The sequence below is a fragment of the Bacillus nitratireducens genome (assembly GCF_001884135.1).
Taxonomy (GTDB): Bacteria; Bacillota; Bacilli; order Bacillales; family Bacillaceae_G; genus Bacillus_A; species Bacillus_A nitratireducens.
The window spans coordinates 13451-36681 of sequence record NZ_MAOC01000019.1; the positions used below are offsets into that span (position 1 = coordinate 13451).

Sequence of the window (23231 nt, forward strand, 5' to 3'; positions counted from 1 at the left end):
CGAAGTTAGGACTGTTATGATATATTGGTATGTAAAGTAAAAGGTATAACGTTATGAAAATGATAGAATGATTACAAGTAGGATAAAGCAAGTAGTCGATTTACTATATAATTTCAATGTTTTCTTATAGAATGATGAAAGATACCATTGCTACTTTATGTAGCGGGATAAATACATATGCGAAAAGAGGAATAACGTATGCGATATATTACAGCTGGTGAATCCCACGGTCCGCAACTTACGACAATTTTAGAAGGTGTTCCGGCAGGATTATCTTTAGTAGCGAATGATATAAATGAAGAATTAGCTAGAAGACAAAAAGGATATGGACGCGGTAGACGCATGCAAATTGAGAAAGACCAAGTGCAAATTGTAAGTGGTGTTAGGCATGGGAAGACGATGGGATCCCCAATTGCACTTGTTGTTGAAAATCGTGATTTCACCCATTGGACAAAGGTTATGGGCGCAGAGCCGTTAACTGAGCAGGAAGAGAAAGAAATGAAAAGGCAAGTTACGAAACCTAGACCTGGACACGCAGATTTAAATGGTGCGATTAAATATGGTCATAGAGATATGAGAAATGTATTAGAGCGTTCTTCAGCACGTGAAACGACAGTTCGTGTTGCAGCTGGTGCAGTTGCAAAAAGGATATTAGCAGAATTAGGTATACAAGTAGCGGGACATGTTATCGAAATTGGTGGTGTACAGGCAGAAAATATTACGTATAACTCTATTGCGGAATTACAAAGTACTACAGAAGCATCTCCTGTACGTTGTTTAGATGAAGAAGCAGGTAAAAAGATGATGCAAGCAATTGATGATGCGAAGGCAAATGGTGATTCTATCGGCGGTATTGTTGAAGTAGTTGTAGAAGGCATGCCAATTGGAGTAGGTAGCTATGTACATTATGATAGAAAATTAGATGCAAAATTAGCAGCGGCAATTATGAGTATTAACGCTTTTAAAGGTGTTGAAATTGGAATTGGTTTTGAAGCCGCGCATAGACCTGGAAGTGAAGTGCATGATGAAATCCTTTGGGATGAAGTGCAAGGGTACAGAAGAAAGACGAACAATGCAGGTGGAGTAGAAGGTGGTATGACAACTGGTATGCCGGTTATTGTGCGTGGTGTGATGAAACCGATACCGACATTATATAAACCGCTTCAAAGTATTGATATTGATACGAAAGAACCTTTTACAGCGAGTATTGAACGTTCAGATAGTTGTGCAGTACCAGCAGCTAGCGTTGTGGCTGAAGCTGTTGTCGCTTGGGAGCTCGCGACGGCTTTAATTGAACAATTTGGATTAGATCGTATCGATCTTATACGTGAAAATATTGAGAAACATAATGAATATGCGAGGGGATTTTAATGGAGAACATACATATTCAAACGAAATCAAAAGAATATGATGTACATGTTGGAAAAGAAGCGTTGTCACATTTAACAACGCTTATTCAAAAGATGAATCCTGCTGTATCTAACATAATGATCATTTCTGATGAAGCTGTTTCATCACTACATTTACAGACAGTTGTTGATGCATTACAAGTAGAGCAGGACGTGTTTTCGTTTGTTGTACCGAGTGGTGAAAAAGAGAAGTCTTTTGAAAATTTTTATGCGGCTCACACTTCGGCTCTTGAAAATAAATTAGATAGAAATTCTTTGATTATCGCACTTGGAGGCGGAATGATTGGGGATTTGGCTGGCTTTGTTGCTGCGTCGTTTATGCGTGGTATTCGCTTTGTCCAAGTTCCAACGACTTTATTAGCTCACGATAGCGCGGTAGGCGGGAAAGTAGCAATTAATCATCCACTAGGAAAAAATATGATTGGTGCATTTCATCAGCCAGAAGCTGTTGTATATCATACGCCATTTTTACATTCACTTCCTGAAAAAGAGTGGAGATCAGGTTATGCAGAAGTGATAAAGCATGCTCTTATTGGTGATGTAAAGCTATATCATTGGTTAAAAGAAGAAGTGCAAACATTAACGGATATTCGTGATGAAAAATTAATTCACATATTAACGAAGGCGATTCCTGTAAAAGCGAACATTGTGTCGCAAGACGAAACAGAAAAAGGTGTACGGGCCCATTTGAATTTTGGGCATACGTTAGGACATGCTCTTGAAAAAGAGTTAGGATATGGAAATATTACTCACGGTGACGGAGTAGCGGTTGGGATGTTATTTGCCTTATTTTTAAGTGAGCAAGTGTACAAGGTTGATCTTGCTTATGAAGAGATGAAGCAGTGGTTCTTGAAATACGGCTATCCGAAAATGCCAAGTGATTTGAATGTAGAACGCCTCGTTCAACTGATGAAACAAGATAAGAAAGCGAATGCAGGAACAATTCATATGGTACTTATGCAGGAATATGGGGTAGTGAATGTCGTATCTATTTCAGATGAGACTGTTCATATTGCGTTAGAAGCATTTCAAAAGGATATGGTCTAGAAAAGTTGTAGAACAGGTATGAAATGCATATGTAGAGGTATTCTCGTAATGGTGACGGTTATGATTAAAGGTGACAGTAAGGAATTATAAATCATATCAATGACTGGGGGAAGAAAAGTGAGAGTAAAAGAGCAATTGTTAACTTTGAGAGCATATGTACCTGGGAAAAATATTGAAGAAGTAAAAAGAGAATATGGGTTGTCAAAAATTGTGAAGTTAGCGTCGAATGAAAATCCATTTGGCTGCTCTGCGCGTGTGACAGAAGCATTAACTTCGTTAGCCAATCAATATGCACTTTACCCGGACGGAGGGGCTTTTGAGCTTCGGGAGAAAGTAGCAGAGCATTTAGGTGTAAAAGCGGAACAACTGCTATTTGGTAGTGGATTAGATGAGGTCATTCAAATGATTAGCCGTGCATTACTACATGAAGGAACAAATGTTGTAATGGCAAATCCTACGTTCTCGCAATACCATCACCATGCTGTTATTGAAGGAGCGGAAGTTCGGGAAGTACCACTTGAAAATGGTATTCACAATTTAGATGCAATGTTACAGCAAGTAGATGAGAAAACGAAGATTGTATGGATTTGTAATCCGAATAACCCGACAGGTACATATGTAGAAAAGCAAAAATTACTTTCATTTTTAGAATCAGTTCCAAAGTCAGCGCTCGTTATTATGGACGAAGCATATTATGAATACGCTGGGGCAGAAGATTATCCGCAAACATTGCCTCTTCTTGAAAAATACGAAAATCTTATGGTGCTACGCACATTCTCAAAAGCGTATGGTTTAGCTGCTTTTCGTATTGGATATGCGATTGGGGATGCAAAGCTTATAGGGCAGCTAGAGGTAGCGAGACTGCCATTTAACACATCAACTATCGCTCAAGCGGTAGCATTAGCGGCAATAGAGGATCAACAGTTTTTACAAGATTGTGTGAAGAAAAATACCGAAGGATTAAATCAATATTATGCATTTTGTAAGGAATATAATGTGTTCTATTATCCATCCCAAACGAATTTCATTTTCTTGAAACTCGGTATACCTGGTAATGAAGCTTTCGAACGATTAATGAAAAAAGGATATATCGTTCGCTCTGGTGCAGCGTTTGGTATGCATGATGGTATTCGTATTACTGTTGGATTAAAAGAAGAAAATGATGAGATTATTGAATTGCTTACGGAACTTGTAAAAGAACAAGTGAAGAAAGAAGAAACGTATTCTTAAGAAATAGTGAAGGCTCCTATTACAGGAGTCTTTTTCATTTGAGCTGCAATAAGGGGAGTTGTTTGCACGTTCAAGAAAGAAAACGTTACAATAGAAGTAGACGTATAAGAAGAACTATTGTACATATAACTTATTTAAAATGTGAGGAGGATACAGTTTGAAACTAGTAGGACGAAAAAATAGTTTGAATGGGAAAATTGTTGTTCCAGGAGATAAATCTATTTCGCATCGCTCTGTTATGTTTGGGGCGATAGCAGAAGGGACGACGAAGGTATCAAATTTTTTATTAGGAGAAGATTGTTTAAGTACAATTGCATGTTTTCAAAAACTAGGTGTCAAGATTGAACAGAGTGGTAACGATGTCAAGATTTACGGTAAAGGATTACATAATTTACAAGAACCGAAAGAAGTATTAGATGTGGGGAATTCAGGGACGACTATTCGTCTTATGCTTGGGATTTTAGCTAATACGCCGTTCCATAGTACGATAATCGGTGATACATCAATTGGAAATCGTCCTATGAAACGTGTTACAGAACCGCTTAGTATGATGAACGCTCAAATCGACGGTAGAGAAAATGGACAATATACACCTTTATCTATTCGTGGTGGAAAGGTGAAAGGTATGCATTATCATTCACCAGTAGCAAGTGCACAAGTGAAATCAGCAGTTTTACTTGCAGGTTTGCAAGGAGAAGGTGTAACTACAGTAACAGAGCCTATGCAGTCTCGTGATCATACAGAAAGGATGTTACGTGCATTTGGGTGTACAGTAGATGTTAATGAACGTACCGTGTCATTACAAGGTGGTCAACAACTGAAAGGAGCAGACATAGAAGTTCCAGGGGATGTTTCTTCAGCTGCATTTTTCTTAGTAGCTGGTGCAATTGTTCAAAATAGTAAGCTTGTATTGGAAAATGTCGGTTTAAATCCAACGCGAACAGGGATTTTAGATGTTTTAACAAAGATGGGTGCACTTATTTCTATCGATAATATGAGAAATGAAGAGTTTGAACCGTGCGGGGATATTACGATTGAAACATCGAAACTAAAAGGAATAGAGATTGGCGGATCGCTTATTCCGAGATTAATTGATGAAATTCCTGTAATTGCTTTATTGGCAACACAGGCAGAGGGAATTACCGTTATCAAAGACGCTGAGGAGTTAAAAGTAAAAGAAACAAATCGTATCGATACTGTTGTGGATGAGTTAGGAAAATTAGGTGCGAAAATTGAAGCTACACCAGATGGTATGATTATATACGGTAAACAAAATTTAAAAGGAAATACCGTTAATAGTCACGGCGATCATCGTATTGGGATGATGCTAGCAATCGCATCTTGTATTATAGATGGAGAAGTGAAAATAGAGAATAGTGATGCGGTCGCTGTATCGTATCCGAACTTTTTTGAACAATTAGCTGCGCTATAAGAGAAAGCATAGGAAGAGACAGTTCATCCAAAAGGTTGCGTTCTTACATTTAGTTGCTTATGATAAATGAACAGAAGAGAAATATTTTTTTGAATTAAAGGAGACGTTTATGCAAAATTTCGAACAAGCTGTTTCTTATATTGAAAACGGTGAAGCAGAAAAAGGATTACAATTATTAAAAGAACAACTACGAGTTGCTAATGATGAAGAGAAGTATGATATTGCTCGTTACTATCATACACTTGGGTTTATGGATGAGGCGTTAGCAATTATAGATGATTTACGCTTGCTATATCCGGAAGAAAGTGAGTTTACGCTATTTTTAGCAGAATTATATATTGATTTAGATAAAGAAGATGAAGCGATCGAAGTACTTCATGATATTCCAGAAAATGATGATTTATATGTTCAATCGCTATTACTTGTTGCGGATTTATTCCAAATGCAAGGTTTTGATGATGTAGCTGAACAAAAACTATTAAAGGCAAAAGAAATGATGCCAGACGAACCTGTTATTACGTTTGGGTTAGCAGAATTATATAGTAGTAAAGGTGAAGAGCAGAAGGCGATTACTTATTATGAATCGTTACTAGCAGAACATAAAGTTATGGGTGGTGTTGTCATTGCTCTTCGTCTAGCAGAAACTTTAAGTGCGATTGGAAACTGGGAAGAGGCGATCTCTTACTATGAAGCTGGGCTAGAGGAGCAAAAAGATATTCACTCGTTATTTGGATATGCTTTCACTTTATATCAAGGGGAAGAATATCAAAGAGCAATTGGTGCTTGGCAAGAATTAAAAGAATTAGATCCTGAGTACGCTTCTTTATACATGTATTTAGCGAAAAGCTATGAAAAAGAAGGTATGCTTCAAGAAAGCTATGAAACACTTCACGAAGGAATTAAGGTTGATGAGCTTTCGGTTCCTTTTTATGTAGAATTAGCGAACATTTCAGCGAAATTAGGTAAAATAACGGAGGCTGAAGAAGTGCTTCAAAAGGCGCTTGAGCTAGATCCGGGACATTTAGGTGCGACATTAAAATATGCGTATATCTTAAAAGAACAAGAGAAATATGAAGAGCTAATTGCAGTTGTGGAGCGTACAATTGACAGTGGAGAACCAGATACACAACTACTTTGGGATCTTGCATTTGCAAAAAAACAATTAGAAATGTATTCTGATGCATTAAAACACTATGAAAGTGCATATACTTCTTTTAAGAATCATCCAGATTTCTTGGAAGAGTACGGTTATTTCTTATTGGAAGAAGGAATGCGAAAAGAGGCGAAAGAAGTATTTACTCAGTTAATACAACTAGACCCGACACAAATTCATATTGAAGAATTGTTATATAATTTAGAGGATTTTTCGTAAGTTGGAAGGAAACTGAATGCCGCTTCTTGAATCTAAAAAGAAAAGAGAAAGACAGAGGAGGGACTTAATCGCTATGAATACCCCTGTTTCTGTAAACGAGAAGAAGGACTTTGTAAAATGGTTTTTGAATAATTACCAACTGAAACAGCGTGAATGTGTATGGATTTTGAATTATTTAATGAGTCACGATCAATTAATGCATAAAGTCCACTTCGTAGAACATGCAAAATATTGTCCACGTGGCTTAGTGATGTCAGCGAATTGTGTGAAAGACACACCGTTTCACTTTTTCAAACAAAATGTAATGACAACAGATGCAGAAAAGTCGTTTCATGATATTCGTTTGAATCGAGATGAGGATATTTATATTCAACTTAATTTTAAGTCATCGTTCCAAAATGCAAATTATGTAGCTGTATTAGAAGAAAACCCATATTTGCCAAAGCACATTGAAGTGAATGAAAAAGATCGATTGCTTGCAGAACGATTTTTAGAAGAAAGTGTATTCTCATTTAGAAGAGATCGTCTTTTGAAACAAATTGATGAAGCCTTGGATAAGCAAGATAAGGAAGCGTTTCATAAGTTAACAGCAGAGTTAAAAACGTTATAGAATTCATTTTAATTATTAAATCTTTACAAATTTCGGTCTTTTTAAGAAAAACTACCTAATAAATAGGTAGTTTTTCTTTTTTTACCTCTTTTAGTATGGTTTAATATATATAAAGTGAAAGTTCTGTTATTTTGAATGAGGGAGGGGAGAAATTTGAAATGGATTGTAAAAGATGTGGAACAGTTTGAGCAAGCAAGAGAGTATGTAGATACAGGGATTATACCCCTTTTGTCTATTTCGACAGCAAAAGAAATGAAAATGGTTGTAGAACAAGGTGAATTTATTGAGGCTTTGAGTATGGAGCTGGAAAGGGAGTATAAAGGAAGAGTACTTTTACTGCCCGCATTTACGTATTTAGTAGAGAGCCAAAAGAACGAAAAAGATCGTTTGCAAGAATGGACAAATCATTTGCAAAGACAAGGTTTTAAGCATATTGCCTATGTGACAAGTGATTTTTCATGGAAAGAAGATATGCAAGAGTTGCAGGGGGATTTATTTTGGTTTCCATCGTTATCATTAGAGCAATTTAGTGACCAGGCGAAAAGAGAGGTTATTCGTGTCCACATAAAAAATATTATGGTAATGTTGGAAGAAAGATGGGTAAAATAATAATAAACAGAAAGTTCTTATTATTATGAGTAGTATGATATTGACCTATACAAGAGGGTATTATATCATGATAGTGTCCTAGTTTTTATTTTTTATATAATATTTTCACGAGGGGACAATTTCTGATAGAGGGGGGAAATTTTCGTGAGCGAGAAAGAACATCGTGTGTCAAGAAGACAATTTTTAAATTACACACTTACAGGGGTAGGAGGCTTTATGGCAGCGGGTATTTTAATGCCGATGACGCGGTTTGCGCTTGATCCGGTGTTAAGAAAAGAAGCGGGAACAGATATGGTTGCTGTTGCACAAGTAAAGGATGTTACAACAGAACCGAAGCGCTTCGATTTTAAGGTGAAGCAGGTTGACGGATGGTACAAGTCTGAAGAGCCAAAATCTGCCTGGGTGCATAAAGATGAAAGCGGAGACATCGTTGCATTTTCTCCAGTGTGTAAACATTTAGGTTGTACAGTGAACTGGAATTCGGACAAAGCCCATCCTAATCAATTCTTTTGCCCATGTCACGGGGGACGTTACACAAAAGATGGGGTGAACATTAAAGGCACACCGCCTCTTGCTCCGCTTGATGTATACGAATCCAAAGTAAAAGATGGAACACTTTATTTAGGAAAAGCAAAGCCAAGAGGGGGTGCAAAGTAGATGTTAAATAAAATTTATGATTGGGTGGATGAACGTTTAGATATTACACCGATATGGCGTGATATCGCTGATCATGAAGTACCTGAGCATGTTAACCCGGCGCATCACTTTTCTGCATTCGTCTATTGCTTTGGGGGACTTACCTTTTTCGTTACCGTAATTCAAATTTTGTCTGGAATGTTTTTAACGATGTATTATGTGCCTGATATTAAAAATGCTTGGGAATCGGTTTACTATTTACAAAATGAAGTTGCATATGGACAAATTGTTCGTGGTATGCACCACTGGGGCGCTAGTCTCGTAATTGTAATGATGTTTTTACATACACTCAGAGTTTTCTTCCAAGGTGCGTATAAAAAGCCTCGTGAGTTAAACTGGATTGTTGGTGTTCTTATTTTCTTTGTTATGTTAGGTCTTGGTTTTACCGGATATTTATTACCATGGGATATGAAAGCGTTATTTGCTACGAAAGTAGGGATTCAAATCGCAGAGCAAACGCCGCTCATTGGTCCTTATATTAAAACATTACTCGCTGGTCATTCCGAAATTGTTGGCGCTCAAACATTAACTCGCTTCTTTGCTATTCACGTCTTCTTCTTACCAGCAGCACTTCTAGGTTTAATGGCCTTCCACTTCATCATGATTCGCAAACAAGGTATTTCCGGTCCGCTATAAGAGATTGCTAAATTAAAGGGGAAAGAACAAAAGGAGGGAGATTATGCATCGCGGCAAAGGGATGAAGTTTGTAGGAGATTCTCGAGTACCAGTAGCTCGGAAACCAAATATTCCAAAAGATTATTCGGAATATCCAGGGAAAACAGAAGCGTTTTGGCCGAATTTCTTGTTAAAAGAATGGATGGTTGGTGCAGTTTTTTTAATCGGTTATTTATGTTTAACAGTGGCGCATCCGTCACCGCTTGAGAGAATGGCGGATCCAACAGATGCAGGATATATACCACTTCCAGATTGGTATTTCTTATTCTTGTATCAGTTATTAAAGTATTCGTATGCTTCAGGCTCATTTACTGTAATTGGAGCATTTATCATGCCTGGGATTGCGTTTGGAGCATTACTGTTAGCTCCATTTCTTGACCGAGGCCCAGAAAGACGCCCGTTGAAACGGCCTGTGGCAACTGGATTTATGCTTTTAGCAATTGCATCAATTATCTTTTTAACTTGGGAATCTGTAGCACACCACGACTGGGAAGCTGCAAAAAAACAAGGAGCAATTGTAAAAACAGCACCAGTTGATAAAAATGACGACGGCTACAAGTTAATGCAAAAAAATACTTGTTTAACATGTCATGGTGACAATTTACAGGGCGGGGCGGCAGCACCGGCACTGCAAAACTTAACTTTAAAACCAGAAGAAATCGCTAAAATTGCGAAAGAGGGAAAAGGTTCAATGCCTAAAGGGGTATTTAAAGGTACAGATGAGGAACTGAAAAAGCTTTCGGAATTCGTTGCAAAGTATAATAAAAAATAATCGAAAAGCTGACTACAAAATCTGTAGTCAGCTTTTTATTTTGATGACGGAAAGTTTGCTATATAATAGAGTAGAGTTCGATGAAAGAATTACTTTGTTTGAAAGGTGTTGGACATGAAGCTTGGTTTACTTGTATGCAATGTTAAGGCAACGTTCGGTACTATTATTTTTATTGGTTGTTAACATATTAGGTACAATTTACGGATTCATATGGTATGGAAATCAATTAAAAGAAACCTCACCTATATTTTGGCCGTTTGTACCAGATAGTCCTATGGCGAGTCTCTTTTTTGTCTTTGTTCTAATTGCTTTTTTGATAAAGAAGAACTGGGGATTAATAGAGGCGTTAGCGATAGTTACTTTAATAAAATATGGTATTTGGGCTGTTGTTGTAAATGGGGTTATGATTTATGTAAAAGGCCCTATTGGTCTTATGGGATATATGTTAATGTTATCTCATTTTGCAATGGCGGTGCAGGGAGTGTTATATGCTCCGTTTTATCGGATAAAAAAATGGCATTTCATTGTAGCTGGCATATGGACGTTACATAATGATGCAATTGATTATTTATTTTGGCAAATGCCGAGATACGGAATTATGCATTTGTTTGTAGAGAAAATTGGTTATTTCACGTTTTGGCTAAGTATTGCTGTACTGTGTATCACATATTATTATTGCTTACGTGAGAACCGAAAACAGTTTTCTTTATGATGGTGAGGACATTTAGGGGGAGAAAATGAAGAAAAATAAGAGTGGTATAAACATATTGGATCGATTGATTACTTTAGTTGTTTCATATAGCATAGCATTTTCTATTTTCGCTCTCGCGACAATGGTAGTTGTATATGGAAAATGGCTGTATTATTTTGAAATTGATTTCTTAAATATTCCAGACTTAGCGGATATGACGAAAGATGAAATTAAAAGAAACTATGATGTGCTTATTACATATTTATCTCCGTTTTATGAAGGTGCATTACAATTGCCGACATTAGACATGTCTACAAATGGTCGCATTCATTTTGTGGATGTTAAAAATATTTTAGTAAAGATTCAATATATAATGTATGGAACGATTGTAATTGCTTTATTAGGAGGAACGTATTTACTAAAAAAGAAAAAAGAAAAGTTTTTACTCCACGGAGCGATTCTTACAATTCTTTTTCCGATAGCTCTTACGTTACCGATTGCCATTGATTTTGAAAAGAGTTTCGTATTATTTCATAAGCTTTTATTTAGCAATGATTATTGGATGTTTGATATTGAAACAGATCCGATTATTTTAATGTTACCGGAAGAATTCTTTATGCATGCTGCATGTATTATTTTATTATTGATTTTAAGTGGAAGTATACTTTGTTACGGTGTGTATAAATATTTAGTGAAAAAGAAAAGGGTTTCAAAGAAAAAATTCTCTGTTTAAAGAGAATTTTTTTGTTTTCATAGAGATAATATATTTTTTGATTTTGTTCTGTTCTATTCTTGTCCAACTCCACATATTTTGTACTAGTAGTTATAGGGGGGACCGGGATGAAGAGAACATTAATTGGACTGATAGCATTTCTAATTATAATGTTTCCAGTACGTATATATGCTGAAGAGTGGAGTGAACTAACTGGATTGCTAGACGACTCTTTACAGTTAGTAAAGAAAAATGAAGATGAGAAGGCAATACAAGTACTGTACCATTTCTCAGAGCAGTTTCTATCAAAGGAAAATGAAAATAATTTAAAAGTAACTCCGGGACAAATTAGAGTCATTTCTTTAGCATACGATACGGCGAAACAATCTCTCGCGAAAGATTTAGATAAGCAAGTTAAAGTTGATAATATGTTAGCGTTACAACTTGCTGTTGATGCACAAGTATCCAAATATCAGCCACTTTGGATGGAAAGAGAAAGAAAGATAATGGATGCTTTTTCTCAAGTAGAAAAAGCGATGAAAAAAGAAGATGATGGACAGTTCCAACAGACGCTAAATACATTTTTAAATGAATTTAATATTATTTATCCGAGTTTAATGATTGCCCTGCCAGAAAACGAAGCGCAGCGTGTAAATGCACATTTATCTTATTTGGATGAATTTCGTAACGTTATGTTAAAAACGAAAGGTGGACAAATGCAACTAGGGATTATTAAAGGTGATTTGCAAAAAATATTTCATACAGTAAAAAAAGATGAGATTGCTCCCTCTCTCATTTGGTTTATGACCATTACTGGAGGACTTATTTTTTTCACTTTAACGTATGTTGGATGGAGAAAGTATAAAGGCGACAGAGAGAAACGGAGAAGTAACTTGCAGTCTAAAGATAGATAATGTGTATAAATAAAGATACGGATTGTAAGGTTTATTTATTGACAATGGTGTAAGAAAAAAATAGAATGAGAAGTACTATAATTAAAACTTCAATGGAGGTTTATGATGTTTTATTTAATTTACTTCGCGATCATTTTGATCATACCGTTGTATGCACAGTCAAAAGTACGTAGTGCCTATAGCAAGTATTCACAAGTTTATTCAACTTCAGGTATGACGGGAGCGGAAGTTGCTCGGAAAATTTTGGATGAAAATGGATTGTACAATGTAGCTGTAGAAGAAACGCCGGGTCATTTATCGGACCATTACGATCCAACTGCAAAAACAGTTCGATTATCAACAGATAACTATTATGGACATTCAGTTGCTGGTACAGCTGTAGCAGCACACGAAGTAGGACATGCAATTCAAGATGCGAAAGATTATAACTTCATGCGTGTACGCCATTCGTTAGTGCCAGTTGCTAATTTTGGTTCAAACATGTCATGGGTTTTTGTACTAATTGGTGTATTTGCACAAATGTCTGGTTTGTTGTTACTAGGAATTATTTTAATGGCAGCAGGTGTTATTTTCCAACTTGTTACATTACCAGTTGAATTTGATGCATCAAAACGTGCAATGCAACAAATTGAAGCACTTGGTATCGTATCGACAGATGAGTACGGTCAAGCTCGTAAAGTATTAAATGCGGCAGCATTAACATATGTAGCAGCAGCTGCTGTAGCAGTATTTGAATTATTACGCCTTGTATTAATTTATACTGGTATGCAGCGTAGCGACGATTAAAGACTATCAATTATGATAGTCTTTTTTTTGTTTCGTGGAATGAATCTTATAACATGTTACAAATGGAAATAATAGAAATAATATGGGGTATAGAACTAGTTAAAAAAGATAAGTATGGAATGTTGAAAGAAGGTGACAGACATAGAATATCCAGAACATTTAGTTAAACAAGTGAGGGAGCGAAGTGCTACATACCAATTAGAAGGTTTTTTAAGTGGACAGGGTCCTAGAAATCCGAAATTAATGCTTGTTGGAGAAGCGCCTGGTGAAACGGAAATTCATAACGGTATCCCGTTTAGCGGGAGAGCCGGAAAACATTTAATGGAGTTTTTAGAACGTATTCACGTTACAAGGGAAGAGGTATATATTACGAGTGCGGTTCGGAGTAGACCTTATAAATGGAGAGAGAAAAGGGAACGAAATGGCGAAATAATACAGAAGAAGTACAATAGAACACCAAATCAAGGAGAAATACTTGCCCATGCACCTTTGTTAGACTATGAGTTGGAACTTATACATCCGCCTGTTATTGTGACACTTGGTAATATTGCACTGCAGCGTTTAGTTGGCAAAAATAATAAAATTACGAGTGTTCATGGTGAATTGTTAAAGCAATCCGTGCAGCAATTGAAAGATAGTAGCGGTACAGAATTTATATGGACAGAAAAAGAATATTATATTTTTCCGACCTTTCATCCAGCTTCAATTTTTTATAATCGGAGTTTATTGGAGCTTATTTATGAGGATTTGGAGAAACTTAAAAGATGTATAATAAAAAACTAGAAAAGCCAAAGAGCTTTTCTAGTTGAATTTAATTATGTAACGGATTTTTATTTTCATCTAGTGTAAATCCTTCGCCAACGACATCATGTACATCACTTACAGCAACAAAGGCGTGAGGGTCTACAGAAGTAATGATATTTTTTAATTTCACGATTTCGTTTTTTGCAACGACACAATATAGTACATTTCGTTCAACTTTTGTATAGGATCCAACTGCTTTTAAAAAGGTAGCTCCGCGCTCCATTTCTGATAAAATTTTTGCAGCAATTTCATCGTTTTTATCAGAAATAATAGTTGCTCCTTTTGCTGCATAAGCTCCTTCTTGCATAAAATCAATAACTTTAGCCCCGATAAAAACAGCAACTAACGTATACATGCCCTCGCGGTATGATAAATATGTAAGAATAGAGACAATAATAACGACCGCATCAAACATAAACATCGTTTTTCCCATACTCCAGCCAACATATTTGTGGGCTAATCTTGCGATAATATCAACGCCACCAGTAGTCCCGCCATATTTAAATATAATTCCAAGTCCTATACCGATAAATGCCCCTGCGAATAAAGCAGCCAGTGTCATATCATTTTGCAAGTTTAAATGTAAGTTGAGTACTTCGTAGCGCTGGAAAATCCATAGGAATAAAGATACGCTAAATGTACCGATTAATGTATATAAAAATGTTGTTCGGCCGAGTAACTTCCAACCAATAAAAAATATAGGGATATTTAAAATTAAGTTTGTATAGGAAGGGTCAAGCGAAAATAGAAAATATAATAATAGCGTAATACCGGTAAACCCACCTTCTGCAAGATGGTTTTCAATATTGATATTCACAATACCGAAGGAAAAAATAGCGGAACCGATTAAAATAAAAATGATATTTCGAATCTTCAAGTTTGCTTTCATATAGAAATCCCCCTAGTTATGCAATGATTGGAATTGCTCCGCTTAAAACGGCAAAACATAATAAGTTATTTCTAGCTGCTAATAAAAATAGTGAATATCATAGGAACCCGATTGGTTCAGGTTAATCTTTTGCAAAAAACCGCAAAAGAAGTTTCACTTTACCCCGTCCCAACGGCTGGTAGAGGGGAAAGCGAAGAAGAAAAGGTCGAACCAGCCGTAGGAACCCGATTGGTTCAACTAATCTTTTGCAAAAATCACGCAAAAGAAGTCTCACTTTACCCCGCTCTAACGGCTGGTAGAGGGTAAAACAGTGAAGAAAGGTCGAACCAGCCGTAAGAGCCCGATTGGTTCAACTAATCTTTTGCAAAAATCACGCAAAAGAAGTTTCACTTTATTATAGTCTATCCAAAAAAGAGTCGTAAATAGGGATATGAGAGAATAATATTTGTCAAATCGCGATGAATTGGCTAACATGAAAGAGGAAGGAATAAGAGGTGACTAGTATGGAAGCAAAAACGATGAAAGATATGCAGAAGGAAGTAGATGCATATATCGGTCAATTTAAAGAAGGTTATTTTAGTCCGCTTGCAATGATGGCTCGTTTAACGGAAGAAATGGGAGAGCTTGCAAGAGAGGTTAATCATTATTATGGTGAGAAACCGAAGAAAACGACTGAGATAGAACGCAGTATTGAAGAAGAGCTTGGAGATGTATTATTTGTTATGATTTGTATGGCAAATAGTTTAAATATTGATTTAGAAACAGCGCATAACATTGTAATGGAAAAATTTAATACACGTGATAAAGATCGCTGGACACGTATTGATGAGGGAGAGAAAGAATAATGAAAGAAATTAAAGTAATTATCGCTGGACCAAGAGGGCGTATGGGACATGAAGCAGTCCTTCTAATGGAAAGAACAGCGCATTTCAATTTAGTAGCAGCAATTGATTATAAGCATGGCGGAGAAAAAATTTCTGATTTACCTGGAATGCCAGCGCTAGATGCACCTATTTACGCGGATTTACATACTTGTTTAGATGAAGTAGAAGCAGATGTATTGTTAGATTTAACAACACCAGAAATTGGAAAGAAACACGTGACACTTGCAGTTGAACGTGGACTTCGATCTGTTATTGGTACAACTGGATTTACTGAAGAAGAACTAAAGCAATTAACAGAAAATGCAAAAGAAAAAGAAGTAGGAACAATTATCGCTCCAAACTTTGCAATTGGTGCAGTTCTTATGATGAAATTTTCACAAATGGCAGCGAAGTACTTCCAAGATGTTGAAGTAATTGAATTACACCATGACCAAAAATTAGACGCACCATCAGGTACGGCTGTAAAAACAGTAGAATTAATCCGTCAAAATCGTGTACCAAAAGAGCAAGGACACCCTAATGAAACAGAACAATTAGAAGGAGCACGTGGTGCAAATGTAGACGGTATTCACATTCATAGCGTACGTCTACCAGGGCTTATTGCACACCAAGAAGTCATGTTCGGTGGAGATGGACAAATGTTAACAGTTCGTCATGATTCATTCAATCGTGCATCATTTATGTCAGGTGTAAAACTATCAATTGAAACAGTAATGAACCTTGATCATCTTGTGTACGGTTTAGAAAATATTATCGACTAAAGGGGAGACAACGGATGAAAATTGCCTTAATCGCACATGACAAAAAGAAAGATGATATGGTTTCGTTTGCGTACGCATATAAACCAATCTTTGAAAAACATGAACTTTTTGCAACAGGAACGACTGGCCTTCGTATTATGGAGGCAACTGGTTTAGTTGTAACAAGATATCAATCTGGTCCTCTTGGTGGCGACCAAGAAATTGGTGCTATGATTGCAAAAAATGAGATGGATATGGTGATTTTTTTCCGGGATCCACTAACAGCGCAGCCGCATGAACCTGATGTCAATGCGTTACTTCGTTTATGTGATGTATATGCCATCCCGCTAGCAACGAATATGGCAAGTGCTGAAATGCTAATGCATGCATTAGAGCGGGGAGATTTAGATTACCGAAAGTTAAGAAAATGAGGGGAACAATTATGAGTGGATTACATATATTAGCGTTTGGTGCTCATGCCGATGATGTTGAAATCGGCATGGCAGGTACCATTGCAAAGTATACGAAGCAAGGATATGAAGTAGGCATTTGCGATTTAACAGAAGCTGATCTTTCTTCAAATGGAACGGTAGAACTAAGAAAAGAAGAAGCAAAGGCTGCAGCTCGTATTATGGGAGTAAAAACGAGGATTAATTTAGCAATGCCAGACCGTGGTTTGTATATGAAAGAAGAATATATACGTGAAATTGTAAAGGTTATTCGTACATATAAACCAACGCTAATTTTCGCACCATATTACGAAGATCGTCATCCAGACCATGCTAATTGCGCGAAACTTGTGGAAGAAGCTATCTTTTCAGCGGGAATTCGTAAATATATGCCTGAGATTTCACCGCACCGTGTAGAGTCTTTTTATAATTATATGATTAATGGTTTTCATAAACCGAATTTTTGTATAGATATTAGTGAATACCTTTCTAAAAAGGTGGAGGCGTTAGAAGCGTATGAAAGTCAGTTTTCAACAGGAAGTGATGGTATTAAGACGCCATTAACTGAAGGTTACGTTGAAACAGTAATTGCTCGTGAGAAGATGTTTGGGAAAGAAGTTGGAGTGATGTATGCCGAAGGATTTATGAGTAAGAAACCGGTTTTATTACATGCTGATTTAATAGGGGGATGTAAATGAGATTGAAAATAGGTATTACATGTTATCCTTCTGTAGGTGGTTCTGGTGTTGTTGGAACGGAATTAGGAAAGCAATTGGCGGAACGTGGGCATGAAATTCATTTTATTACATCGGGTGTACCATTCCGGTTAAATAAAGTATATCCAAACATTTACTTTCACGAAGTAGCAGTAAATCAATATTCAGTATTTCAATATCCACCTTACGATTTAGCGTTAGCAAGTAAAATGGCTGAGGTTGCTCAAAGAGAAAATCTTGATATTTTACATGTGCATTATGCAATCCCTCATGCTATTTGTGCATATTTAGCAAAACAAATGATTGGAGAGCGTATTAAAATTGTTACAACCTTACATGGAACAGATATTACTGTGTTAGGTTCCGACCCTTCGTTAAATAATTTAATTCGCTTTGGTATTGAACAATCTGATGTAGTTACTGCTGTGTCACATTCGTTAATTGAAGAAACGAATGAACTTGTAAAACCAGATAAAGAAATTGAGACGGTATACAATTTTGTAGACGAACGTGTGTATTTCAAACGTGATATGTCTCAATTAAAAAAAGAATATGGTATACGAGAAAATGAAAAAGTGTTGATTCATATTTCAAATTTCCGAAAGGTTAAGCGTGTACAGGATGTTGTGCAGTCATTTGCCAAAATTGTAAAGGGAGTAGATGCGAAATTGCTTCTTGTTGGGGATGGACCAGAGTTCTGTACTATTTTACAATTGGTGAAAAGTTTACATATTGAGGAACGTGTCTTATTCCTAGGAAAGCAAGATAATGTTGCAGAGCTTCTTGCGATGAGTGATTTAATGCTGCTTTTATCAGAAAAGGAAAGTTTTGGTCTCGTTATATTAGAAGCGATGGCGTGTGGTGTGCCTAGTATCGGAACGAGGGTTGGGGGCATTCCAGAGGTCATTCAACATGGTGAAACAGGATACATATGTGAAGTTGGAGATACAGATGGAATAGCTAAGCAAGCAATTCAACTACTAGAAAATGAAGAACTTCACCGTAATATGGGGGAGCGGGCGATGAAATCTGTATATGAGCAGTTTCGTTCGGAAAAAATCGTTTCACAGTATGAGGCGATTTATTATGACATACTAAGGGATGACAAGAATGAAAAGATTTAAAAAAGCTAGTTCAATTATTGAGATATTAAAACAGCACGGATATGAGGCTTACTTCGTTGGTGGAAGTGTACGCGATCTTATTATCGATAGAACGATTGGAGATATTGATATCGCAACATCTGCTTTACCAGAAGAAGTAATGGCTATTTTCCCAAGAAATGTTCCGGTTGGTCTTGAGCATGGAACTGTAATTGTTGTAGAAAATGGTGAACCGTATGAGGTAACTACTTTTCGAACAGAAAGCGAATATGAAGATTTTCGGAGACCTAGTAGTGTTCAATTTGTCCGTTCATTAGAAGAGGATTTAAAACGACGTGATTTCACGATGAATGCAATTGCAATGACAGAGGAAGGCGAAATGATTGATTTATTTGCTGGGCAAGAAGCGATTCGTCTGAAGGAAATTACAACGGTTGGAGATGCTGCAGACCGTTTTCAAGAAGATGCACTGCGAATGATGCGTGGTATTCGGTTCGTAAGTACGTTAGGTTTCTCTTTAGAAACAAAGACGAAACAAGCAATTGAAACGTATGGGCATTTGCTCGAACATATAGCGATTGAAAGAATTACAGTTGAGTTCGAAAAGTTATTGACGGGTACGTATTGTGTGAAAGGGCTTCAAGAATTGGTAGAAACGAAGCTATTTTCTCATCTGCCATATTTACAAATGTCAGAAGAAAGACTCTTGAAAGCTACGCAGTATAAATGGGATTCTTTTGAAACAGACATTGAGGCGTGGGCATTTTTCTTATATTGTATCGGAGAAGAGCATCCATCTGTTTTTTTACGTCAATGGAAGTTCTCGAATAAAAAGATTAAGGATATTGTAGCGGTTTTATTAGCAATTCGTTCTAGAAAGGAGAAGGAATGGGATACAGTCCTTCTTTATAAAACTGGAATTCACATCGCTGAAATGGCGGAAAGAGTATATGAAGCGATAATAGAAAGTTATAATAGCGCGTCTGTTAAGCAAGTACAATCATTATTTCATGCATTGCCGATAAAAAATCGTCAAGAAATGAATGTGACTGGTAATGATTTATTAAGCTGGGCAGATAAAAAGCCAGGTCCGTGGGTTGCCGAAATACTTCAAAACATTGAAGAAGCAATCGTACAAGGAGATTTAGTCAATAAGAAAGAGAATATAAGGGAGTGGCTAGAAAAATGCAATCTACTATAAGAAAGCATTTATTGCAAGTTTTTTCTGAAGCAGATGGTGAATTTGTATCTGGTCAAACACTTAGTGATAAACTTGGTTGTTCTAGAACTGCTGTATGGAAGCATATGGAGGATCTTCGTAATGAAGGATATGAACTCGAAGCTGTACGCCGCTTAGGTTATCGAATTGCTAGTAAACCAGATAAGGTAACTGCTAATGAAATTCAATTAGGATTACAAACAGAGCGTATAGGTAGAACGGTTTATTTTGAAGAATCAGTTGAATCTACTCAGCATATTGCAGCAAGGCTTGCTTATGAAGGGGCAGAAGAAGGAACAATCGTCGTTGCAGAAGAACAAACAGCAGGTAGAGGGCGTTTAAGTAGAAAATGGCATTCACCAAAAGGGACTGGAATTTGGATGAGTATTATATTGCGTCCATCTATTCCAGTTCATCATGCACCACAGCTTACTTTATTAGCAGCTGTTAGCGTGGCGCAAGCAATTGAAAAATGTACGGGTGTGGATGTAGGGATTAAATGGCCAAACGACATTTTAATTCAAGGTAAAAAAGCTGTCGGTATATTAACGGAGATGCAAGCTGATCCTGATAAAATTAATGCTGTAATTATGGGGATAGGTATTAATGCAAATCAAAAACAAGAGCATTTTGATGAGGAAATTCAGCACATTGCAACTTCGTTAGCCATTGAGTCAGGGAAGCCAATTGTTCGTGCGGAACTTATGCAACAAATCTTTTTACAATTAGAAAAATTGTATGAAGAGTATTTAAAAAATGGTTTCTCTGTTATAAAAATTCTTTGGGAAAGTTACGCAATAAGTATCGGAAAAGAAATTACGGCTCGAACGATGAAGCAAACGATTAATGGATTAGCAAAAGGGATTACAGAAGATGGTGTATTGATGCTTGAGGATCATCAAGGACACGTACATCACATTCATTCTGCGGATATAGAAATTAAGTAAAAGAAGTTCCTATTTTGGAGCTTCTTTTTGTCATTTAGACATTTGTAAATTTCACATACCGTAATTAGAATAGAAAATTATTTTTTCAAAAAAATGTAGCAATTCCTTTTCAGAGTTTGCTATAATTAGTTCGAATATGGGCAGTATCAAAGCGAACTGCACCATTATTTTACGCAGTATGAAAAAATAATACTTTGGATTCTGCCTTGATCCAATAACGGACTGGGACAGAGGGATGAATAATGCCGACTAACACACAACCCTTCTGCCCTTTTATGGCCAGAGGGGTTTTTTATATGATTTCGGCCATCTCCTCTCTCCTGCATAAAGGAGGAGTAGTTTTTGAAAACAAAAACAGATTTTTTGAAAATGAAAGAGCAAGGTGAGCCGATTACAATGCTAACGGCGTATGATTATCCGTCTGCTAAATTAGCAGAAGAAGCTAAAGTCGATATGATTTTAGTTGGTGATTCTCTAGGAATGGTTGTACTTGGATATGATTCAACAGTTCCAGTAACAGTAGAGGATATGATTCATCATACGAAAGCTGTACGCCGCGGCGCGAAAGAGACGTTTATTGTAACTGACATGCCATTCATGTCGTATCATATCTCATTGCAAGATACGATGGTTAATGCACGTCGCATTGTTCAAGAGAGTGGTGCACATGCATTAAAGGTAGAAGGTGCTGGAGAAGTGATATCAACTATTCACTACTTGACGAATGCGGGCATCCCCGTTGTGGCGCATTTAGGCTTAACTCCTCAATCTGTAGGAGTGCTAGGTGGATATAAAGTACAGGGGAAAGATGCTGAAAGTGCAAAAAAATTAATAGAAGACGCAAAAAAATGTGAAGAAGCTGGTGCGATAGCACTTGTGTTAGAGTGTGTGCCAATGCAATTAGCAGAACTTATTTCAGCGCAAATAACAATTCCTACAATTGGAATTGGAGCAGGACAAAAAGTAGATGGGCAAGTTCTTGTATACCATGATCTTATTTCGTACGGCGTAAATCGTGTTCCGAAATTTGTGAAGCAATATACGTCTGTTCAAGAGGAAATTGTGCGAGGGATTTCGCAATACGTTACTGAAGTAAAGACAGGGCAATTTCCTGAAGAAAAACATTCATTCACAATGAAAGAGGAAGAATGCTTAGCGTTATACGGAGGAAAACAATAATGAAAATCATAACTACAGTGCAAGAGATGCAACAAATTACAAACGAACTTCGTACAAGTGGAAAAAGCATCGGTTTTGTCCCGACGATGGGATATTTACACGAAGGGCATGCTACTTTATTACGTAAGGCAAGGGAAGAAAATGAAATTGTAGTTTTAAGTGTATTTGTAAACCCACTACAGTTTGGACCGAACGAAGATTTAGATCGATATCCACGTGATATTGATAGAGACGAAAATGTAGCAAAAGAAAATGGTGTTGATTATTTATTTTATCCGAGTGTAGAAGAGATGTATCCAGCAGAACAAACGACAACAGTAGAAGTTGTGAAGCGTACCGACGTATTATGTGGCAAACAAAGACCTGGTCATTTCGCTGGTGTTGCGACTGTACTAATGAAACTATTTAATATCACATTGCCAACACGTGCTTATTTCGGTATGAAAGATGCACAGCAAGTCGCTGTCATTGAAGGGTTTGTCGCTGATTTTAATATTCCAGTTACGATCGTACCAGTGGATATTGTAAGGGAAGAGGACGGATTAGCGAAGAGTTCTCGTAATGTGTATTTATCACAAGAAGAGCGTGAAGAGGCTCCTCATTTATACCGCAGTCTATGTATAGCGAAAGAAAAAATTGAGGCAGGCGAACGTAATTCAGAAATCATTACAACTCTTGTACAAGAGTATATTGAGACATATACGAAAGGCACTGTAGATTATGCTGATTTATATGCATATCCTTCACTACAAGTAATGGATAAAATTGAAGGACGAATCATTTTAGCAATTGCAGTTAAATTTGAGAATGTACGATTAATTGACAATATAACATTAACGGCTAAATAAGGGGGAGCATCTATGTTTCGCACAATGATGAGAGCGAAGTTACATCGCGCAACAGTAACAGAAGCAAATTTAAATTATGTAGGTAGTATTACAATTGATGAAGATTTAATGGATGCAGTAAATATTGTAGAAAATGAAAAAGTACAAATTGTAAATAACAATAATGGTGCTCGCTTAGAGACATATGTTATTAAAGGAGAACGCGGTAGTGGTGTTGTTTGTTTAAATGGTGCAGCTGCAAGGCTTGTACAGCCAGGGGATAAAGTTATTATTATTTGCTATGGTTTAGTGGCAGAAGAAAATGTTCATAAACAAGAGCCAAAAATTGCAGTGTTAGACGATGATAATCAAATTATTGAAATGTTAGGTGCTGAAAAAGCGGGCACGATATTATAAGTAGGAAGGCTATCTCTATTCTGGAGATAGCTTTTTTGTGCATCTTTTCATTAAGATGAGATAAAACGTGGTATAGTAACATTATATAATTTTGTGTTTGAT

The 23231-nt window shown here is 36.7% G+C and carries 26 protein-coding genes; 25 read left to right on the top strand and 1 reads right to left on the bottom strand.

The features are described from left to right. The first annotated feature begins 198 nt into the window (after positions 1 to 198). From aroC to BAU23_RS05030, 15 genes are all read left to right on the top strand, one after another. Complete coding sequence (gene aroC / locus BAU23_RS04960) at positions 199 to 1371, top strand: chorismate synthase (protein WP_001269394.1); 1173 nt, start codon at positions 199 to 201, stop codon at positions 1369 to 1371. Then, positions 1371 to 2456 (top strand): 3-dehydroquinate synthase, encoded by a 1086-nt coding sequence (gene aroB / locus BAU23_RS04965; RefSeq protein WP_000427691.1) that lies wholly within the window; start codon positions 1371 to 1373, stop codon positions 2454 to 2456. The genes aroC and aroB overlap by 1 nt, the downstream gene beginning before the upstream one ends. Before the next feature lie 117 nt (positions 2457 to 2573). Further along, positions 2574 to 3686, top strand: a complete 1113-nt coding sequence (hisC, locus tag BAU23_RS04970; RefSeq protein ID WP_001264004.1) for a histidinol-phosphate transaminase — start codon at positions 2574 to 2576, stop codon at positions 3684 to 3686. A 157-nt stretch (positions 3687 to 3843) separates the two neighbouring features. Continuing rightward, positions 3844 to 5118, top strand: a complete 1275-nt coding sequence (gene aroA, locus BAU23_RS04975) for a 3-phosphoshikimate 1-carboxyvinyltransferase (RefSeq protein WP_016129025.1) — start codon at positions 3844 to 3846, stop codon at positions 5116 to 5118. A gap of 109 nt (positions 5119 to 5227) precedes the next feature. Beyond that, positions 5228 to 6490, top strand: a complete 1263-nt coding sequence (locus BAU23_RS04980) for a tetratricopeptide repeat protein (RefSeq protein WP_001178813.1) — start codon at positions 5228 to 5230, stop codon at positions 6488 to 6490. A 73-nt stretch (positions 6491 to 6563) separates the two neighbouring features. Beyond that, complete coding sequence (locus BAU23_RS04985) at positions 6564 to 7100, top strand: ReoY family proteolytic degradation factor (RefSeq protein WP_001095921.1); 537 nt, start codon at positions 6564 to 6566, stop codon at positions 7098 to 7100. A 135-nt stretch (positions 7101 to 7235) separates the two neighbouring features. Continuing rightward, the gene (locus tag BAU23_RS04990; RefSeq protein ID WP_116733274.1) at positions 7236 to 7709 is read left to right on the top strand and encodes a YpiF family protein; all 474 of its coding nucleotides are present in this window, start codon (positions 7236 to 7238) and stop codon (positions 7707 to 7709) included. A 144-nt stretch (positions 7710 to 7853) separates the two neighbouring features. Next, a complete protein-coding gene (gene qcrA / locus BAU23_RS04995) occupies positions 7854 to 8366 on the top strand; it encodes a menaquinol-cytochrome c reductase iron-sulfur subunit (protein WP_001290424.1) in 513 nt (170 codons plus the stop codon). Beyond that, positions 8367 to 9041 (top strand): menaquinol-cytochrome c reductase cytochrome b subunit, encoded by a 675-nt coding sequence (gene qcrB / locus BAU23_RS05000; RefSeq protein WP_000932700.1) that lies wholly within the window; start codon positions 8367 to 8369, stop codon positions 9039 to 9041. It abuts the gene before it with no gap. Between the two features lie 43 nt (positions 9042 to 9084). Then, positions 9085 to 9852: a menaquinol-cytochrome c reductase cytochrome b/c subunit gene (gene qcrC / locus BAU23_RS05005; RefSeq protein ID WP_000554603.1), complete on the top strand. Its 768-nt coding sequence runs from the start codon at positions 9085 to 9087 to the stop codon at positions 9850 to 9852. 121 nt (positions 9853 to 9973) lie between these two features. Beyond that, positions 9974 to 10564, top strand: a complete 591-nt coding sequence (gene lhaT, locus BAU23_RS05010) for a lipoprotein heptaprenylglyceryl N-acetyltransferase LhaT (protein WP_002100153.1) — start codon at positions 9974 to 9976, stop codon at positions 10562 to 10564. 25 nt (positions 10565 to 10589) lie between these two features. Next, positions 10590 to 11276 carry a lipoprotein intramolecular transacylase Lit gene (gene lit, locus BAU23_RS05015; protein ID WP_000739732.1) on the top strand — a complete coding sequence of 229 codons (687 nt, stop codon included), beginning with the start codon at positions 10590 to 10592 and terminating at the stop codon, positions 11274 to 11276. Positions 11277 to 11383: 107 nt separating this feature from the next. Continuing rightward, positions 11384 to 12169 carry a sporulation protein YpjB gene (ypjB, locus tag BAU23_RS05020; RefSeq protein WP_000831607.1) on the top strand — a complete coding sequence of 262 codons (786 nt, stop codon included), beginning with the start codon at positions 11384 to 11386 and terminating at the stop codon, positions 12167 to 12169. 105 nt (positions 12170 to 12274) lie between these two features. Then, complete coding sequence (locus tag BAU23_RS05025) at positions 12275 to 12955, top strand: zinc metallopeptidase (RefSeq protein ID WP_000499538.1); 681 nt, start codon at positions 12275 to 12277, stop codon at positions 12953 to 12955. A 141-nt stretch (positions 12956 to 13096) separates the two neighbouring features. Further along, on the top strand, positions 13097 to 13738 hold the full coding sequence (locus tag BAU23_RS05030) for a uracil-DNA glycosylase (protein WP_083583299.1): 642 nt from the start codon (positions 13097 to 13099) through the stop codon (positions 13736 to 13738). 28 nt (positions 13739 to 13766) lie between these two features. Here BAU23_RS05030 and BAU23_RS05035 read toward each other — a convergent pair whose 3' ends face one another. Then, complete coding sequence (locus tag BAU23_RS05035) at positions 13767 to 14648, bottom strand: YitT family protein (protein WP_000646622.1); 882 nt, start codon at positions 14646 to 14648, stop codon at positions 13767 to 13769. Positions 14649 to 15151: 503 nt separating this feature from the next. Between BAU23_RS05035 and BAU23_RS05045 the strand changes: the two genes are divergently transcribed. From BAU23_RS05045 to panD, 10 genes are all read left to right on the top strand, one after another. Further along, a complete protein-coding gene (locus BAU23_RS05045) occupies positions 15152 to 15493 on the top strand; it encodes a nucleotide pyrophosphohydrolase (RefSeq protein WP_000387646.1) in 342 nt (113 codons plus the stop codon). Continuing rightward, positions 15493 to 16293 carry a dihydrodipicolinate reductase gene (gene dapB, locus BAU23_RS05050; protein ID WP_000658792.1) on the top strand — a complete coding sequence of 267 codons (801 nt, stop codon included), beginning with the start codon at positions 15493 to 15495 and terminating at the stop codon, positions 16291 to 16293. The genes BAU23_RS05045 and dapB overlap by 1 nt, the downstream gene beginning before the upstream one ends. A gap of 14 nt (positions 16294 to 16307) precedes the next feature. Continuing rightward, on the top strand, positions 16308 to 16703 hold the full coding sequence (mgsA, locus tag BAU23_RS05055) for a methylglyoxal synthase (RefSeq protein WP_000684753.1): 396 nt from the start codon (positions 16308 to 16310) through the stop codon (positions 16701 to 16703). Positions 16704 to 16714: 11 nt separating this feature from the next. After that, positions 16715 to 17419, top strand: a complete 705-nt coding sequence (bshB1, locus tag BAU23_RS05060) for a bacillithiol biosynthesis deacetylase BshB1 (protein ID WP_000015676.1) — start codon at positions 16715 to 16717, stop codon at positions 17417 to 17419. Further along, complete coding sequence (gene bshA / locus BAU23_RS05065) at positions 17416 to 18561, top strand: N-acetyl-alpha-D-glucosaminyl L-malate synthase BshA (protein WP_001237358.1); 1146 nt, start codon at positions 17416 to 17418, stop codon at positions 18559 to 18561. The genes bshB1 and bshA overlap by 4 nt, the downstream gene beginning before the upstream one ends. Then, entirely contained in the window at positions 18548 to 19741 is a 1194-nt protein-coding gene (locus tag BAU23_RS05070) for a CCA tRNA nucleotidyltransferase (RefSeq protein ID WP_071733689.1), read from the top strand. The genes bshA and BAU23_RS05070 overlap by 14 nt, the downstream gene beginning before the upstream one ends. Further along, positions 19726 to 20706, top strand: coding sequence for a biotin--[acetyl-CoA-carboxylase] ligase (locus BAU23_RS05075; protein ID WP_071733691.1), 981 nt, complete (start codon positions 19726 to 19728; stop codon positions 20704 to 20706). Before BAU23_RS05070 ends, BAU23_RS05075 begins: the two co-directional genes overlap by 16 nt. A gap of 342 nt (positions 20707 to 21048) precedes the next feature. Further along, complete coding sequence (gene panB / locus BAU23_RS05080) at positions 21049 to 21885, top strand: 3-methyl-2-oxobutanoate hydroxymethyltransferase (protein ID WP_000853120.1); 837 nt, start codon at positions 21049 to 21051, stop codon at positions 21883 to 21885. Further along, positions 21885 to 22733, top strand: coding sequence for a pantoate--beta-alanine ligase (gene panC, locus BAU23_RS05085; RefSeq protein ID WP_000692370.1), 849 nt, complete (start codon positions 21885 to 21887; stop codon positions 22731 to 22733). Before panB ends, panC begins: the two co-directional genes overlap by 1 nt. Positions 22734 to 22745: 12 nt before the next feature. After that, complete coding sequence (panD, locus tag BAU23_RS05090) at positions 22746 to 23129, top strand: aspartate 1-decarboxylase (protein WP_000490180.1); 384 nt, start codon at positions 22746 to 22748, stop codon at positions 23127 to 23129. Positions 23130 to 23231 lie beyond the last annotated feature (102 nt).